This is a genomic window from Bartonella sp. AR 15-3 (assembly GCF_002022445.1).
In the GTDB taxonomy this organism is placed as follows: Bacteria; Pseudomonadota; Alphaproteobacteria; order Rhizobiales; family Rhizobiaceae; genus Bartonella.
On record NZ_MUYE01000001.1, the window covers coordinates 1594943 to 1614028 of the forward strand.

A 19086-nucleotide genomic window follows, 5' to 3' on the forward strand; every position below is an offset into this window, starting at 1 on the left:
TGCACCATTACAAGAAATGCATAAACTATAACAATTTTATAGTTTTGAGCAATATAAAAAGCTTTTCATTTATTTATGATTCTAGGGTATATATAATTTCATGTTTGCCTATTTTTTTTAATTTTATGCCTTTATCAATTTTATTGTATTCTTTTCCGTTAATACTAATCATGTTTTTATTTCCTCGTCTAATTTTAATTTTATAAACAGCATTGTGAAATTTCATTTTTGCTTCATATTCAGACCAGAAGGAGGGTAAATGTGGGCGTAAAAATAACTTTCCGGTTTGCAGGTGAACTCCAAGAATAGTTTGTGTTGCTGCGCGATAAAGCCATCCTGCTGAGCCTGTGTACCATGTCCAACCACCTTGTCCACGATATGGTTCAACTGTGTAAATATCTGCAGCCGTGACATAAGGTTCAACACGATAAACTTCTGGATTTTGACCATGATTGATAGGATTTATCCTTGAAAATAGCGTGTAAGCTTTGTCTTCCTCTCCTATTTCAGCAAGTGCTAAAATACTCCAAATGGCACCATGAGTATATTGTCCACCATTTTCTCGAACTCCTGGAGGATATCCTTTAATATAACCTGGTTCGAGTGCACTTTCGTTGAAAGGTGGCCAGAAAAGGCGTATGAGGCCAGTTTTTTCATCATAGAGGTGATCAAGCAGTGATGTCATTGCTTGTTTTTGACGGTTAGAAGATGCCATTTTGGAAATTACAGCCCAAGATTGAGCGATAGCATCAATTTGACACTCATCATTTATTTTAGATCCAAAGGGAGTTGTATCATCAAAATAACCACGTCGATACCAAGCACCATCCCACCCTTTTTCTTCTAGAGCTTTAATAAGACGCTTTAAATATGCACTCCAGGCTTTTACACGGCTACGATCATTACGGTTTTTAGCAAGAGGAATGAATGCTTGTAAAGCAGTTCCAAGAAACCATCCCAGCCAGATACTTTCACCTTTTCCTTTAATGCCCACCAAGTTCATACCGTCATTCCAATCACCACCTAGAATAAGAGGTAGATTATGTGGTCCACAGCGCTTGATGGCGAGATCTAAAGCTAAAGCACAATGTTCATAAAGTGTTGTAATGTTAGAGGATTGTGTAGGTTGGAAATAAGCATCTTGTTGCTCTGTGGTTAAGAGAGGGCCTTCGATGAAAGGAACTAAAGTATCAAGAAATTCAGTTTCGCCAGTGGTTTGAACATATAAGGCTGTTCCATAAGCAAGCCAAACGATGTCATCAGAAATAAGTGTGCGGACACCAGCATTTGTATCAGGAAGCCACCAATGCTGTACATCTCCTTCAGGAAATTGGTGTGCTGCTGCATTTAATAAATACTCACGTGCTAATTGTGGTTCAAGCAGTAATAAAGATAAACTATCTTGCAGTTGATCACGGAAACCAAATGCTCCACTAGATTGATAAAAAGCTGAGCGTGCCATCAAGCGGCATGTATAAACTTGATAGGGTAACCAATGATTAACCATAATATCAAAAGAAGGATCAGGGGTTTTTACTTGTAGTGGAGAAACAAAATCATTCCATTTTTGTTTTTGTTGTGCGAGGAGAATCTTAAAATCATTTTTATACACTTGGTCTAGTAGTTTTTCAGCTTTTTGAATATTTTCAGCGTTGCCAAGATAGAAGATAATTTCTTTTGTTTGTCCTGGCTGTAAATCGATATCATAGGCGAGTACTGAACAAGGATTACAACCTGGATCTACTGTATTTGAAAGTGCTTCAGCTTCACGGATAGCTTGCGGATGTTGAATTGTTCCCGTTATGCCGATAAACTCAGTACGATCAGTAGTAAAACTGGTTGGCATTTCGGATGCTGACAAGAAAGTAACTTGTTGAGATTTTTCAATGTGATAAGGATTCTGGATAAAATGTGCACCACGTTTAGGATCGTAATGAGGAATAATAAAAGGCGCATATTGTGTACGGATGTTTCCTAAAACCCATTCAGCATAATTATAAAGACGTAAACTACGTGGTTTTTTTCCTTCATTTTTAATGATGAGACGAGAAAAACGAATTGGCTTTTCTCCATTAAGAGTGTGGGTAAGTTCTAATGCAATATCTGAATGTGTAGACTTAAAAGTTGAAAATCCAAAACCATGGCAAGCTTCATAAATGACATTGTCATCACATTCAACGGCAGAAACTGGAGAAAAACATTTTAAAGACAGACGGTCAACAAGATAGAGTGCTTCTCCTGGACGATTGGTAACGGGATCATTGCTCCAAGGTGTTAATTGGTAGTCACGGCTGTTATTAGCCCAGGTAAAGAGTGCTCCTTCAGCGGATACATGAAAGCCAAAACTATGGTTTGCAATTATGTTAATCCATGGATGTGGTGTTGTTTGGCATCCGTTCAAACGCACTACGTAATGGTTATTCTGATTAAAACCACCATAACCATTCCAATAACGCAGATCTTCGCTCGGTATGGGAAAAGAAGAAGTTTTCTGTTGATCAATGAGAGCAATAGAAGCAAATAGGTTTGGTTTGGTTTGTGTTTTTTTTTGTGTTCTTTTATTATGTTTTTTGTAGTTTAATTTATGATTAGGCTCTTGACTATGATTGCGTATCATTAAATCAGAATCAATATTTTCTATACGTTTCAATTGTTCAGATAAAGATCCATTTTGGGCATGTAAGATAATACGGGCTGATGCGAGAAGTGTTTTAAAACTTTGTTCACTTATTTGATCGCGTTGGAGAGTGAAAATATGATGCTGTTTATTCATTTCTTTTGTACGGTGACGGTAAGATTCACATGTCCATTCAATGGCACGTTGTGTATCTTGTAGATAAGAAAATGTCTGTTCATTTAGAATAACTATATCAGCGATGAGACCTCGCATACGCCAATACTCATATGCTTTAAGAAGTTCGCTTAGTACAGTGATATCTGTTTCATTATCAATTCTGAGAAGGAAAATAGGATAATTTCCTGAGATAGACATTGGCCATAAATCAGATTGTTTTCCAAGAGTTTTTGCTAATATTTCAGGAGGAAGACGCCATATTCGGTCAGGATAGATAAGTGGTGTTATATATTTTTGATAAGTGATAGCTTCTTTAGGGCTGATATTGTTGTGATACAGTGAAACTTGTGAATGTATCCATGCCTTTGATAATTCTTTTTGGAACATATGAGGTTGTCGATAATGCTCAATATAGTTTTGTAGTGTTTTTTTTGAATCGGCAGCAAAAGTCCAAAAAATAAGTTCTGCTTTTTCATATGCTGGAATTTTTACACTACAACGGATTGAAATAATCGGATCAAGAACACACCCTTGATTACCCTTGAAACGAGTATTTTTATCAAAGGCAATTGGGTGATGAATAGATCGACCACGGCCAATAAAAATGCGACGATCAGTTTCTGCTTCTGCTTCTGGAATAATTCCTGATGGATCAGTAACAAAATGGGCGACATGAATATTAGGATCGTGAGGAGAACGTTTACGTCTTTTAGCTAAAATTGTCCCACCTGAATCAAGAATTTCTGTTTCTATGAACATCCGCGAAAAAACAGGATGAGCATGATCATCATCCATTGTTGCGAGTGCTAACTCAGCATAAGAAGTTATTTCAATTATTCGGTCTTTGTTAGTTGTATTCATTAACTGTATACGTCGACCTTCACCAGCACCTTCAGAAGCAACAAGGCATTCAAGTATTGATTTCAAGCCATCAACGGTTTTTGTATATTCAGCTTTTTCATCTGTAAAAGTACTAACCACTTCTTCTTCGGCTATACGTGTCGGTTCACTAGTGATAGACCACCAGGATTTATTATATGTATCTTGGACAAAGAAAAAAGTTCCTTGTTGATCTTCTGATACATCAGGAATAAAACGCGTGATAGCATAATTATGCCAACGGCTATAACCAGAACCATTTGCCGTCGTCATTATAGAATAACAACCATTCGATAGAAGTAAGGTTGCTCTAGGTTTAAAAAGGGGATTTGTAATAATGCGTACAGAGGTATCATCAAAACCTCTAGAGCTATCGTGTATAGGATTGTTCATTTTAGTATGAATGACAGGAATTTGTCGTGGCGCTCTTTCCTGTAATAAGAGTTGTACAGCTTTTATAATTGGATCACGATGAAAGCGATTGCGCATACGCCCTTCAAAAATAATATTATTAATGGCAAGAATTGACATGCCATGGTGATGTGCATAATAGTTACGCACGATAGCATATTTTTCTCCTTTTTGTACACGTGAAGGAGTAAAATCAATAGCATCATAATAACCGTATGTTCCTAAAGCACCAAGATTACGCAGATGTTTTAGATTAGCGGTAGATTGAGTTGGCATATATTGTGCAGCTAAAATACTAGCATAAGGGGCAATGACGGCATTGCGTGATAAGCCACGTTGAAGCCCAAGACTTGGAACACCAAAATTAGAATATTGATAATTCATTAAGTGGTCACGAGTATTAAATGCAGCTTCTGAAATACCCCATGGTAATCCTCGTTTGCGTGCATATTGTATTTGATGGCGAATAATGAGCCGATTTGTTTGATCAAGTATGGATCCTAAGGGTTCACGCATAACGAGGGAAGGCATAAGATATTCAAACATGGATCCTGACCATGATAATAAAGCACTTTTCCAACCAATTGGGATAAGTAATCGGCCAAGACGAAACCAATGTTTGAATTTAATATCGCCCTTAGCGATAGCAAAGAAGCTTGAGAGACGTGCTTCTGAAGCTAAAAGATCATAGCAGCTTTCATCAAGTTTATTTTCCTGTACGCGATAGCCAATAGATAAAAGTTGGCGTTCAGTCTGTTCTAAAAAATCAAATTTCATATCGAAAGCTATTTGTCGAGCTTTTTCAGATAAAGTATTTAATTCTTTGCATAATTCTTTAATATCATAGTCATTGGTAATATCATGGTTATGTGCTTCACAGGTTTCTACCAGGAATTTAGCCCAAGATAATATATGAGCAGATTCTTTTGTTTGGATTATTTTATCCAGTCTATTGGTTAAATGTACAATGTTACGAGCAGTAATCGAAAGACGAGAGATATTTATAACGGCTGCTGGTTTTGCTTTGAGTTTACTAACAGAGTGATGAAAATTAGCAATATGCTCTTTGATCTGTTGACGAAATGGATGAGGAAATTTGAGATTGTCAGGAATTTCTTTTAAGATTTCTTCAATAATATTACTGATATCTAATAAACCATCTAGATCGCTTTGTAAAAAAGTGTCAGGAGTTTCAGCCCATTCGCTTAAAGCAGAAGACAGAGTTATTAAATGGCCAGCAAGATTGCCTGAATCAACTGTTGAAATATAAGTTGGTAGAAGAGGCTTAAGTGTATCTGTTTCATACCAATTATAAAGATGGCCTCGAAACTTTTCCATTTTTTCAAGGGTACTTAATGTGCATTTAATTCGCGTAATGGCATCTTCAAAGCTAATCCAACCAAAATCACGTGCGGCAATAACAGAAAGTAAATACACTCCAATATTGGTGGGTGATGTGCGCTGTGCAACAAGAGGTTCAGGTTCTTCTTGAAAATTATCAGGTGGCAAATAATTATTTTGTGCGTTAACAAAGGTTGCGTAATAAAGCCATGTTCGTCGTGCAATGCACCTTAGTATTTTTTTATCTGTGGAGGATATATCAAGAACATCTTGAAATGTTGTTGGTTTGCTGACAATCCATGCAATCAGTGGTGAGAAAAACCATAGAAGCCCAAAGGGTAAAGCAATCAATATTGTTGAATTATGAAAAAATAGAGGTAATCCTATAGCAATAATACCAATAAATACTGCTGGCCACATAGTGATGATATAGAAGCTTAAACTGCTAGGAATTAATTTCGTTGCAGCTGAAGTCTTCCATTCAAGAAGATACTGTTTTGAGATCATCATGCGGTAGAGTGCGCGGATGATTGCATCAGCCGTAAAATAAGCTGAATGGGCTATAAATGTAATTTTAAGAAATATTTCTAATATCGTGGAGGAAATACTACTTGAAATTAAGTGCAACTGTCCACGTAAAGAGTAATCACTATTGGAGGAAATAAACGTACGAAAGACACCTAAAATTTGCGCAATGAAAGGACTAAAAAGCAGAAATATTTGCCAAACAATTGCTATCTTTAACGGTAAAAAAGACCATCCTACTATTGCTGCAATAAGCCACATGAGTGGTGTGAGAGAACGACGCAAATTGTCTTGCATTTTCCAGCGTGTTGTGAGACTTATGGTATGGTGGTTTAAAAGATAAGGCAATAACTGCCAGTCACCACGGACCCAACGGTGATGGCGAATGACATCAACGTTATAGGCCGTTGGATAATCTTCAATGATTTCTACATCGCTTACAAGCGCAGCGCGTGCATAGCTTCCTTCCAAAAGGTCATGACTGAGGACAGTATTTTCTTTGATTTTGTTTTTCAGTGCTTGTTCAAAGGCATCGATATTATAAAGCCCTTTTCCGGTAAAAGTTCCTTCTCCCAAAAGATCTTGATAGGTGTCAGATACAGCAAAGACATAAGGATCAATTCCACGATTGGTAGAGAAAATTTGTTGCAAAATGGATGTTTTTTCTTCTGCTGTGAGAGGAGCTGTAATACGGGGTTGTAAAATACTGTAGCCTTTTACAACCACTCCATTTTTTTCAGAAAAAATGGGGCAATTAAGTGGATGGTTAAGCTTACCAACAAGTTTAGTGACACTTTCAGGCGTTAGACGTGTGTCTGAATCTAAAGTCATAACAAAACGACAATCCATAGGAAGGTGCGGATCTGGAGCGTAAAAACTCGTATTTTCATTTCCTCGGAGTAAGAGATTGAGTTCATGAAGTTTCCCACGCTTGCGCTCCCATCCCATCCAGCATTTTTCATGAGCGTTATAAAGACGTCGACGGTGAAGAAGAAAAAATAGGGGGATGCTATCACGCTTATAACGTTGATTCAGCTGAGCAATACCCTTTTGTGCATGGTGTAACAGATCAAGGTCATTTTGTGTTTCTTCAAATGGAGCATCTGCCCAGTCTGTGATAAGAGCAAAATGAATGGCACCTTGAGGATTAGAAAGGTAGTGCACTTCAAGATTACGTATTTGTTCATCGATATCATGACGTGATGTGATTAAAGTGGGGACAACAACCATTGTGCGTGCATCTTCGGGAATACCTGCTTTATATTCATAACCAATGAGCTGTTTTGGTAGAACAAACCATGAAACAACAGTGTTAAAAAAAGCAAAAGCAGTATCCATAGTAGGAAAAAGTGCCAGTGCAGTGAAAAGGAGTGTCATTAATGGTGTCAGGCCAGATGTTTGTAATGAGGTATAGATCGCGAACAAAAGAACGAGCATTAAAAGAGAGACAGGAATGGCAATGGTTCCTATTTTAAAACGGTAATAGGTTTGTATCCATTTTGTCAGAAATGATGGATTGTATCCGCAAGCTTCTTCAAAAATAGAACGCCCATCATCAACAAGGTACCATCCAACAGAAAGATTATTTTTACAAGTAACATCTTGAGAGCAGGTTTTTGCCATCTCTACAGCTTTACACGCAATTTCTAATTCACTAAGAGGTGAGCGATGGGCGATTTTTTCGATGACTTGTCGATAAGCATTACGTGAATGAGAATCAATTTCAGAAAAATCACTATTTTTACGCAGGATCAAGTCTACACAACTTACTGTTTCAAACCATTCCGTCCAATCAACGTCATCAATAGTTTTGAGAGCACGAATAATATTGCTCATGGTTATACCATCTGTTGTTTGACGAGTATGTTCATCAGCTGTTATCATTTCTGGACTACTGCCATGAAGATACAACTGTTCTTCAAGCCAGGTTAATGCTGTTGTTGAATTAACAGATGCACCTCGCAGGCGATAAAATAAATGAGCTGAAAAAATCGAATGAGAGGTTAGTTTTTTATAAAGGATGAGAATATTTAATTGAGTTTCATTTTTTGCAAGGGCAATTTTATCGGCTACTTGATTAGCAAGAGAACGCATATACCGTGTTTGTTCGATACGCAATGAAAGACGGCAGATATTTTCAATTAATATCATACGAACAACAAAAGGGAGAGCCCACAATTCACTAATTTTTAGAGTACAAACTTTTTGAAAACCATTAACCATTGCTGTTAGTGTTTCTTGTGAAAACCTGCTATCTGTATGGGCAACATAAAGCCAGGCTAAAGCAAAAATACGTGGAATTTCTTTATTTTGTTCGTAAAGGGGGAGTTGCTTGATGAAAGATTTAGAAAAATTGCACCGTAGCTGCTGTATAGTTTTATCAATAGTATAATGATTATCAATAAGCCACTGGGCGGATGGTGCAATTGTTTCATTATTACGTGCGGCAATATCGTTGATGTGAAAGACATGGAGAATAAGTTTAGCATTTTTAATTAATCGTTTGCGAAAATCATTTTCTTCTTCTTTATATTCAGGAAGCAAGATTTCTTGGCCGGAGGCTATATTATATCCTAACTTATAAAGCTCTTCTTGTGATTTATTAGTTGAGCGAATAGGAAAGCTAATTTCATCGAGATAATGAATTTTTGTCTTTTGGGAAGAAAACCACTTCATGCGATGTAATCGGGGTACCATAATGTTCTATTGTCATTCGATGATGTGTTATTTACTCAATAGCCTGTTGGTATTTTATCTCAATAAGTGAACACTTTATTTCATTAAAAATAAGTTTTTGTTTTTATTATAAGTTTTTAAATTTTTTGTAGAAAAAATAAAGGGTTAAAAGAGAATTCCTAATGGAGAATAAAAGGCCACTATATAATTAGTGGCCTTTTGTTTTATGGTTAATCTTGTTCTTGCTTTTTTAAAGCTGCACCAAGAATATCACCAAGAGAAGCTCCTGAATCTGTAGAGCCATATTGAGCAACAGCTTCTTTTTCTTCTGCGATTTCTAAGGCTTTGATCGATACTGAAAGCTTACGGGTTTTTTTATCAAATGCGGTCACTTGAGCATCAACTTTTTGTCCAATAGCAAAACGCTCAGGACGTTGCTCATCGCGATCACGTGCCAAGTCAGTACGGCGGATGGTGATTTCAAGATCGTGTTCAATAAGTTTCACATCAATGCCATTTTCATTGATACCTATTACTTCACATGTAACAATGGCACCTTTACGTAATTCGCCAGATGCTACTGCTTCTTTCATTTTGTCACTGGAAAGTTGTTTAATTCCTAAAGAAATACGTTCTTTTTCAACATCAACATCAAGAACAACAGCTCGAACGGTATCACCTTTATTATACATATCAATAACTTGTTCACCAGGGCGATTCCAATCAAGATCAGAAAGATGAACCATACCATCGACATCACCTTCAAGACCAATGAAAAGACCAAATTCTGTTTTGTTTTTAATTTCGCCTGTAATTTGTGAATTCACAGGGAATTTATTTGCAAAAGCTACCCATGGATTTTCAGATGTTTGCTTTAAACCAAGAGAAATACGGCGTTTAGAAGAATCAATTTCAAGAATAACAACTTCTACTTTTTGTGATATAGAAAGAAGTTTTCCAGGATGTATATTCTTTTTTGTCCAACTCATTTCAGAAACATGGATTAACCCTTCGATTCCTGGTTCGATTTCAACAAAACCACCGTAATCAGTGATGTTTGTAACAGCACCAGTAATTTTTTTACCAACTGGATATTTAGTATTAATATTATTCCATGGATCGTTTTCAAGTTGTTTCATTCCAAGCGAAATACGATGGGTGTCTTGATTTATACGAATGATCTGGACTTTAATAGTCTGACCAATTGTTAAAATTTCAGATGGATGGTTAATACGCCGCCATGCAATATCAGTAACATGTAGAAGGCCATCAATACCACCAAGATCAACAAATGCCCCATAATCTGTTATATTTTTGACGATACCCTCAACAATTTGGTTTTCTTCAAGATTTTGAACAATTTCTGAGCGCTGTTCAGCACGACTTTCTTCTAAAACAGCGCGACGTGAGACAACAATATTACCACGACGACGATCCATTTTTAAAATTTCAAAAAGTTGTGAATTGTGCATTAAAGGTGCAACATCGCGAATAGGCCGAATATCAACTTGACTGCGAGGCAAGAAAGCAACAGCACCGTCGAGATCGACCGTAAAACCACCTTTGACTTGACTAAAGATGATGCCTTCTATTCGTGTTCCAGCATTGAATTTTTCTTCAAGACGAATCCAGCTTTCTTCACGACGTGCTTTTTCGCGTGATAACACAATTTCACCTAGCGCATTTTCAATACGTTCAATGTAAACTTCAACTTCATCACCGATTTGCAAGGAACCATCTTTACCTTTGCTGCCAAATTCCTTAAGTGGGATACGTCCTTCTACTTTAAGACCAGCATCAATAATGGCCATATCTTTCTCGATTGCAATGATGCGGCCTTTAACAACAGACCCTTCGTTAAGATCATTCGTTTGAAATGATTCCATTAAAAGGGTTTCAAAATCTGCTGTTGTGGGATTGTATTGTGACATGAGAACTCCTGATATATACCTTATGTTGCATGTTACCAAAGGTATAAGCGCTAGGTTAGTGTTGATATGAGGTAAATCCATACCTTCCCTCTTTTAATAAAGAAAGATAAGCGCTAGGTTGGAAATCACCTTGATGATTTTATTTAACTGCATGGCTTTTTATAAGAGGATCAATAAAGGCGCAAGCAGCTTTCAATGCTTCTTTTATACTCAATTCTGACGTATCAAGCAAGTGGGCGTTTTTAGCTGGTTTTAAAGGATTGTATTTTCGAGTCATATCACGTCTGTCACGTTGTTCAAGATTGGCCAAAATTTCATGATAATTTGCTTGTCTTCCTTTTTTTAAACTTTCTTGGCATCGGCGTTTTGCGCGTGTTTGAACATTTGCTAAGATATAAAATTTTATATCTGCATGAGGACAGACGACAGTACCAATATCGCGGCCATCAAGCACGCTCCCCGGTAATCTTTTGGAAAAATCACGTTGTTTAGCAACAAGAATTTCACGTACAGCTGGTATAGTCGCTATTTTTGATGCGGCTTCGCTAATATCAAGAGAACGGAGAAGGATTGGATCTAAAGCATTAAGATCAAGTTCTTTAGCATATGCAACAGCATTTATGTGATCATCTAGAGGCAAATTTCGTTTTAAAAGCGAATAAGCAACATTGCGGTAAGTTAGACCAGTATCTAAATGGTGAAGATGATAATAGGCCGCAATTTGGTTTGCCAAAGTTCCTTTTCCAGACGCTGCAAGGCCATCGATTGCAATAATAAAAGGTTTCAATAGATTCGACCTCCAAGTTGGTGCATTAAGGGAATAAATTCTGGACAACTGGTAGCAATTATCTGTTTATTATCAATAATAACAGGTTTTTCTGAGATTAGTCCAAAAACAAGAAAGCACATTGCGATTTGATGATCAAAGTATGTGGTAACGTGTCCACCTCCTGAACCTTTGATAGAATTTTTTCCATGAATAATAAGGAAACCCTTACCACTTTCACAATGAATATGATTGATTTTTAATCCTTCGGCAAGTGCAGAAAGCCGATTTGATACTTTAAAACATGGTTCTTCAATTCCTGACATAATTGTTTTACCTTTCGCAAAGGCTGCTGCTATTGCTAAAGCAGGATATTCATCAATCATTAACGGGACTCGTTCTTTTGGTACGGTCACACCTTTTAACTCTGATGATTTAATTCGTATATCGACAATGTTTTCTAAATTTACTTTGCGTTGGTTTAGAAGTTCAATTTTAGCACCCATTTCCCATAATGTTTGGATGAATTCCATTCTAAAGTCGTTTATAAGAACATTTTCAAGTGTGATATCAGAATCTTCTACAAGAAGAGCTGCGATAATTGGAAAAGCTGCTAAAGATAGGTCACCTGGAACATTAATGATTTGTCCAATCAGATGTGGTTGACCCTTAAGAGAGGTGGAACGCGTACCTGTTTTATCTGTTTTTATATCAAGTTCAGCACCAAATGCTTGTAGCATTTTTTCTGTATGATCTCGTGTGGGAGTTGACTCAATAACAGTTGTAGTACCGGCAGTATTAAGACCGGCAAAAAGGATTGCTGATTTCACTTGAGTGGAAGCCATAGGTATACGATACCGAATCGGGTTAGCCATTTTGGGGCCGTAAAATGTTAAAGGTAAGCGATTACCACGAGTTGGTTCAATTTCAACTCCCATTAAACGCAACGGACTAAGGATATGCTCCATTGAAAGTTTAGAAAGTGAAGCATGGCCGAGAAAAGTGGTTTTTATATGATAAGAACTAACCAGTCCCATGATCAGGTGAGCACTTGTTCCAGAATTGCCGAAATTTAAAGGTATTTGTGCTTGTAGTAAACAACCATTACCGGTTCCACGAATAATCCAAAGGTTATTTTTCTTGTAACATTGCGCTCCCATAGCTTGCATGATGGTGGCTGTACGCAAAACATTATCACTTTCAAGAAGCCCATGAATATATGATTCTCCATGTGCCAGTCCTCCTAATATAAGTGCTCTGTGGGAGATTGATTTATCTCCTGGCATTTTGATTGTGCCAGAAAGATTGGTTGATTTTTTAGCAGTTGCTGGTATTGCTTTATACATCGAATCTTTATTTAATGAGACATGAGTTTTCAAGAATTAGATGCCCTTTATCATATGTTTTGATAAGCGTCATAAGAAAATTCGTGTGGAACTATGTATTTGTCTTTGACAAGTACGTTATTTTTTGCTTAAGCACCATGGAATTCGTTTTAATGCAATTTAACTAATCAAAGAGGCACGGTCTATGGCAAAGCCAGAACTTGGAACCAAACGTGTTGACCCGGAAACGGGAAAGAAATTTTATGATCTTAATCGTGATCCTATCGTATCACCCTACACAGGACTTTCTTATCCGCGTTCTTATTTTGAAGTTGCAGCGGCTGAAGCAAGTAATGAAGAAGAGGTTGATACTGAAGAACTTGATATGGCACTTGAGAAGTCTGCCTTTATGTTACTTGAAGAAGATGTCGATGTGTCTAAAGATGATGAGCTCCCTGAATTGGATGATGATGTAGATCTTGTCGATGATGATACGTTTTTGTCTCATGACGAAGGTGATGAAGATGATGATGTTACTGATATCCTTGGCAATGGGGTTTCTAACGATGATGATGTTTAAGAGAAGTAAGAAGAGATTATGTTCTATTTATTAATATAGATTTTTCTTGATCTTCAGCTTGTCTCGTTCTAAGAATTCTGTGGAAATTATTTGTTGTCTTTTGTGGGGCTATAGCTCAGCTGGGAGAGCGCTTGCATGGCATGCAAGAGGTCAGCGGTTCGATCCCGCTTAGCTCCACCAAAAAGATCAAATATTTTTCTTAGTAAGATGAGATATTCAAATGTAGAGTTTGTATATTCATCGAAAAATGAGGCATGTGATTGTATTGTCTTGGTTGTCTCTATAAAAATCATTTCATTATTATTTGATACTCAAGAAGCTTTATGAAAGTATCATGAAGTTTTACTGTTATTTATAATAGAGAGGTATAATGATAATAAGCTGAGAGCTCCTTCATAAGGGGTATATTTACAATTGTAATATTCTATTTATATTTGAAATTGATAGAGAAAGAGTGTGGGTATTTCTTATGAAACTGCTTTATGAGCTTTAAATTATAAGTTGTTGAGTGAGCTTCATTGTCATTTGTATTTTTTATAGTGCTAGTGATTATGCTATTGTTCTGCAAGTTGTTTGAGACGGTAGAGCTCTTCTAAAGCAGCTTTAGGAGATAATTCATCAGGATGGATATTTTTTAAAGCATCTTTAATTGCGCAACATTTCTCATGTTTTTCATTTGTAAAAGGTGTTGATCTAAGAGAAAATAGCGGCAAGTTATCAATTAATTTATGAGCTTTCCCGGACATTTCACCTTGTTCTAATTGATGTAAAACATCTGTTGCACGAGAAATAACTGTTGCAGGTAATCCAGCTAGCTTCGCTACTTGCACACCATAGGAGCGATCAGCCGTACCTTTAGTGATTTCATGAAGGAAAATAACATCATTATTCCAATTTTTAACTTTCATTGTTACATTATGAAGGCGATTAAGTTTTTTAGTTAACGCCGTCATTTCATGAAAATGTGTAGCAAGAATAGCACGACAGCGGTTTATTTCATGAAGATGTTCAACTGTTGCCCAAGCAATTGAAAGACCATCAAAAGTTGACGTCCCTCGTCCAATTTCATCAAGAATGACGAGAGAATGGCTACTGGCATGGTTAAGAATAGTTGCCGTTTCAACCATTTCCATCATAAAGGTTGAGCGCCCTCGAGCAAGATCATCAGAAGCACCAACACGACTAAATAAACGATCAACAATGCCAATATGAGCTGAAGCAGCTGGTACAAATGAGCCCATTTGCGCCATAATAGCAATGAGAGCGTTTTGTCGTAAAAAAGTTGATTTTCCTCCCATATTAGGGCCTGTTAATAACCAAATGTCTGCATTTAGGTCTCGGTTTTGTGCCGAAAGATTACAGTTATTGGCAATGAATGGTTCTGCAACTTGTTTTCGTAATGCTTGTTCTACAACGGGATGACGTCCAGCAGTAATATGAAAGGCTAACGAATTATCAATTTTGGGACGACAATATCCTTGCTCTTCAGCTAAGTGGGCTAGAGCGATAGATACATCTAAAATAGCCAGAGCTTCAGAAGCTTGACGAATGAAATCAATCTGTTCGGTAATTTCATCGACGAGTTCATCAAAAATTTCTAATTCAAGTGTTAAAGCATGATTTGCTGCGTGGGCAATACGACTCTCGAGTTCAGCAAGCTCTGCTGTGGTGAAGCGCATAGCATTTGCCATTGTTTGTCGATGGATAAAACGAGCTTTTGCTTGTGGAGTGCTTGTGAGAGCTGAGGCTTGTAAGCTGGTGACTTCAATGAAGTAGCCTAAAATGTTGTTATGTTTGATTTTGAGTGTTTTAATATCTGTTTCTTGAGCATATTGCGCTTGGAGACCAGCAATAACACATCGTGATTCATCCCGCAAACTACGCATTTCATCTAATTTTTGGTGATAATTAGGACGAATAAAACCTCCATCTCGCTTGAAAAGAGGAAGATCGTCAATTAGCGCTTGTTCTAGATGAAAATGCAGAGTGGTAGGTAAGTGTAAGAAAACTTCTCGTACATCATGGATTTCCTGAGGGAGTAATTTATTATTAAGAATCTGATTAATTTCATTGATGATTTTAAAACCGCGCTGGATTGTACCCATATCACGCGGCCCTCCTCGACCAAGCGCTAAACGTGATACTGCACGTGGCATATCTGGCCCTCCTTTCAAAATAAGTTTAATAGCTTCTGCAAGAGGAGGATTGCTCAGAAAAAAATCTATTGAATCAAGACGTTTATCGATAGCTATTGGAGTTGTTAGAGGCGAAATTAAGCGATCAACAAGAAGGCGTGAACCACCTCCTGTAACAGTGCGATCAATTGCTTTGAGGAGACTTCCATCGCGTTGACCGGATGTAGTTCGAATGAGTTCAAGACTGAATCTTGTTGCTGCATCAATGAAAAGAGTTGTGCTTTCATTTTGACGCTCAGGTCGCATGAGAGGGGGACGGTGTGTGATTTGTGTTTTTTCAATATAGCGAATAGCAGCAGCAATGGCTGAAAGTTCCGGGCGAGAATAATCTGCAATGCCTTTAAGAGTTGAGAGTTTGAAGTAATGACAAATATCTCGTTCAGCAGTGGTGGTATCAAAAAGATTTTCTGGTTGAGGGGAGATAATCTGATCGAGAACATTGAAAAGAGCTTTTTGAGATTTATCATGGAAAAGTGAATCAGCGACAATTATCTCTTGTGGATCTACACGCATAATATCTGTTAAAAGATTTTCTTGACGGCTTTCTGTAACTCGAAATATACCAGTAGAAATATCTATCCAAGAAAGGGCATATTCTTCTTTACTGCTAGTTATCGTGCGAGCAAGGGTCATGAGGTAATTTGCCCGCGCTGGATCAAGAAGTTTTTCTTCCGTTATCGTTCCGGGTGTTATAAGGCGAACTACATCGCGTTGAACAACTGATTTTGAACCACGTTTTTTTGCTTCTGCAGGATCCTCTATTTGTTCGCACACGGCAACGCGATAACCGCAAGCAATAAGTTTTTGTAAATAATCATCTGCAGAATGAACAGGAACACCACACATTGGGATATCTTTACCTAAATGTTTCCCGCGTGTTGTGAGTGTAATCCCTAGGGCTTGAGCAGCTTCAGTTGCGTCATTAAAAAATAATTCATAAAAATCACCCATACGATAAAAAAGAAGAGAGTCACTATTAACAGCTTTAATTTCTATATACTGTTCCATCATAGGGGTAAGGCGCTCTTGCTGAGCATTGGGTGGAATCGTAGGGAGTTGGAGTGAATCATTTTTATGTTCAGTCTCTTTTTCCATTTTATACGATTGTTCCCTTTAATACAGGCTTTATTGCCCTTTTTTGTTTACTTCGAGATATATCTTCATTACCTCTAGAATGAAGCGCATGATAAGATGCTCTTATAAAGTGAGCATAGCGATTTTTGGCATACGAATCAAATTTTAAAAATTAATCATTATATTTGTTGTTAATTAGAGTTTATGCTGTTTTTTAAGAAAGTAAGTGAAATGAAAAAAAATGAACAGGATCAAACAACATATAAAAAATTTTATAGTGTACACGACCAAGAAGCCCTTGATTTTCATAAGGGTGATCGTCCTGGGAAGCTTGAAATTGTTGCAACAAAACCTATGGCAACACAGCATGATCTAGCGCTTGCTTATTCGCCGGGTGTTTCTGTTCCAGTTAAAGCAATTGCTGAAAATCCTTTAATGGCTTACGATTATACGGCAAAAGGGAATCTTGTCGCTGTTATATCAAATGGGACAGCTATTTTAGGTTTGGGTAATTTAGGTGCCTTGGCATCTAAGCCAGTGATGGAAGGAAAAGCAGTTCTCTTTAAACGCTTTTCAGATGTGGATGCAATTGATTTAGAAATTGATACGAGCGATCCGGAAAGCTTTATCAATCTAGTACGGCATTTAGAACCATCTTTTGGTGGTATTAATCTTGAAGATATTAAAGCACCTGATTGTTTTATTATTGAAAGCCGTTTACGCGAACTCATGAATATTCCTGTTTTTCATGATGATCAACACGGTACCGCAATTATTGTGGCTGCGGGTGTCATAAACGCTTTGCATTTAACGGGGCGTACTATGCAAGATACACGGTTAGTCTGTAATGGTGCAGGTTCTGCAGGAATTGCTTGTATTGAGCTTATTAAGGCAATGGGTTTTCGGTCTGAAAATATTTTGTTGTGTGATACAAAAGGCGTTGTCTATGAAGGTCGTGAAGAAGGAATGAACCAGTGGAAAGCTGCTCATGCCATTAAAACAGATAAACGCACGCTTTCTGAAGCGATGGAAGGTGCTGATATGTTTTTTGGAGTTTCAGCAAAAGGTGCACTAACCGCTAAGATGGTAAAATCAATGGCACCACAACCAATTATTTTTGCTATGGCTAATCCTGATCCAGAAATTACACCTGAAGAAGTAGCAGAAATACGTGATGATGCTATTATAGCAACAGGTCGATCAGATTATCCCAATCAAATTAATAATGTTCTTTGTTTCCCGTATATATTTCGTGGTGCTCTTGATGTTCGTGCAACGGTTATCAATGAAAGCATGAAAATTGCTGCAGCCAAAGCTATTGCAAAATTAGCTCATGAGGAAGTTCCTAACTGTGTTGTAGAAGCTTATCATGGAAATCGTCTGAAATTTGGCCCTAATTATATTATTCCAGTTCCATTTGATCCACGTTTACTAACAGTTATTTCAGTTGCGGTGGTAAAAGCAGCAATGGAAAGCGGTGTTGCTAGAAAGCATATTCATGATTTAAAAGTATATGAACATGACTTGAATGCTCGACGTGATCCCATTGCATCTACGATGCGTGGTGTTTATGATTATGTTTGTCAAGCACCAAAGAAAATTGTTTTTGCAAAAGGAGAAGAAGAACCGGTCATGCGAGCGGCTGTATCTTACGTTCATCAAAAACTAGGGGAAGCAATTTTAATTGGTCGTGAAGAACAAATTAAAGATACTGCTGCTATTGCAGGAATTGATCTTGAGCGTGAAGGAATTTCTATTCTGAATGCAAAGCTGTCTTGTCGCACGGATGCTTACGCTCAATATCTTTATAAAAAGATGCAGCGCCAAGGTTGGCTGTTGCGTGATTGTTATCATCTTATCAATAATGATTGCAATTATTTTTCTGCTTGTATGTTAGCTTTGGATGATGTTGATGCAATGATTACAGGAGTAACACACAATTATGAAACGGCTTTGATAAATATACGACGAGTAATTGATGAGAAACCACAAGAACGATTAATTGGTATTTCAATAGCTATTTGTCGCGGACGCACTGTGTTTATTGCTGATACAGCTGTTTATGAGAATCCTAATGCTGAAGAACTCGCTGATATAGCTGAACAAACAGCTTTTTTTGTTCGTGAATTTGGATATCAACCACGAGTAGCATTTTTAGCATTTTCTACTTTTGGTCATATAAAAGGTCAAATTACACAACGTATTCAGAGAGTTGTTGATATTTTACATGAACGTAAAGTTGACTTTGAATTTGATGGAGAAATAAGTGCTGGTGTAGCTCTTAATTCGAAACTGACGCAACAATATCCTTTTATGGAATTAACAGAACCAGCTAATATTTTAATAATGCCTGGATATCATTCATCTTCAATTTCTAGCAAAATATTGCAAGAACTTGGTGATGCAACCATTATTGGCCCTATCTTAATTGGATTGAATAAATCTGTGCAAATTGTGCCGTTTAGTGGACGCGACACAGACATTATTAATACCGCAACTTTGGCTGCCTATCACGCAGAAAAAATTGCTAAAAAAAATAAAAGCCTTTGAAATTTCAAGGTTTTTTTATAATAAAAGAAATAAAATAGA

General features: G+C 37.2%; 7 protein-coding genes and 1 tRNA gene. 3 read left to right on the top strand and 5 right to left on the bottom strand.

The features are described from left to right. Positions 1–73: 73 nt before the first annotated feature. The 4 genes from BAR153v2_RS07100 to aroA all read right to left on the bottom strand — a co-directional run bounded on the left by BAR153v2_RS07100 (position 74) and on the right by aroA (position 12669). Positions 74–8647, bottom strand: coding sequence for a GH36-type glycosyl hydrolase domain-containing protein (locus tag BAR153v2_RS07100; protein WP_078680884.1), 8574 nt, complete (start codon positions 8645–8647; stop codon positions 74–76). 209 nt (positions 8648–8856) lie between these two features. Then, complete coding sequence (gene rpsA, locus BAR153v2_RS07105) at positions 8857–10557, bottom strand: 30S ribosomal protein S1 (RefSeq protein WP_078680885.1); 1701 nt, start codon at positions 10555–10557, stop codon at positions 8857–8859. A gap of 139 nt (positions 10558–10696) precedes the next feature. After that, positions 10697–11344 (bottom strand): (d)CMP kinase, encoded by a 648-nt coding sequence (gene cmk, locus BAR153v2_RS07110; RefSeq protein WP_078680886.1) that lies wholly within the window; start codon positions 11342–11344, stop codon positions 10697–10699. After that, a complete protein-coding gene (gene aroA / locus BAR153v2_RS07115) occupies positions 11341–12669 on the bottom strand; it encodes a 3-phosphoshikimate 1-carboxyvinyltransferase (protein WP_078680986.1) in 1329 nt (442 codons plus the stop codon). The genes cmk and aroA overlap by 4 nt, the downstream gene beginning before the upstream one ends. Positions 12670–12853: 184 nt before the next feature. Between aroA and BAR153v2_RS07120 the strand changes: the two genes are divergently transcribed. Next, the gene (locus BAR153v2_RS07120) at positions 12854–13228 is read left to right on the top strand and encodes a TIGR02300 family protein (RefSeq protein WP_078680887.1); all 375 of its coding nucleotides are present in this window, start codon (positions 12854–12856) and stop codon (positions 13226–13228) included. A gap of 104 nt (positions 13229–13332) precedes the next feature. Next, positions 13333–13408 (top strand) — tRNA-Ala (locus BAR153v2_RS07125). A 374-nt stretch (positions 13409–13782) separates the two neighbouring features. Here BAR153v2_RS07125 and mutS read toward each other — a convergent pair. Continuing rightward, positions 13783–16518, bottom strand: a complete 2736-nt coding sequence (gene mutS / locus BAR153v2_RS07130) for a DNA mismatch repair protein MutS (RefSeq protein WP_078680888.1) — start codon at positions 16516–16518, stop codon at positions 13783–13785. A gap of 210 nt (positions 16519–16728) precedes the next feature. Here mutS and BAR153v2_RS07135 point away from each other — a divergent pair, with 210 nt between their 5' ends. After that, positions 16729–19047, top strand: coding sequence for an NADP-dependent malic enzyme (locus BAR153v2_RS07135; protein WP_078680889.1), 2319 nt, complete (start codon positions 16729–16731; stop codon positions 19045–19047). Positions 19048–19086: the final 39 nt, after the last annotated feature.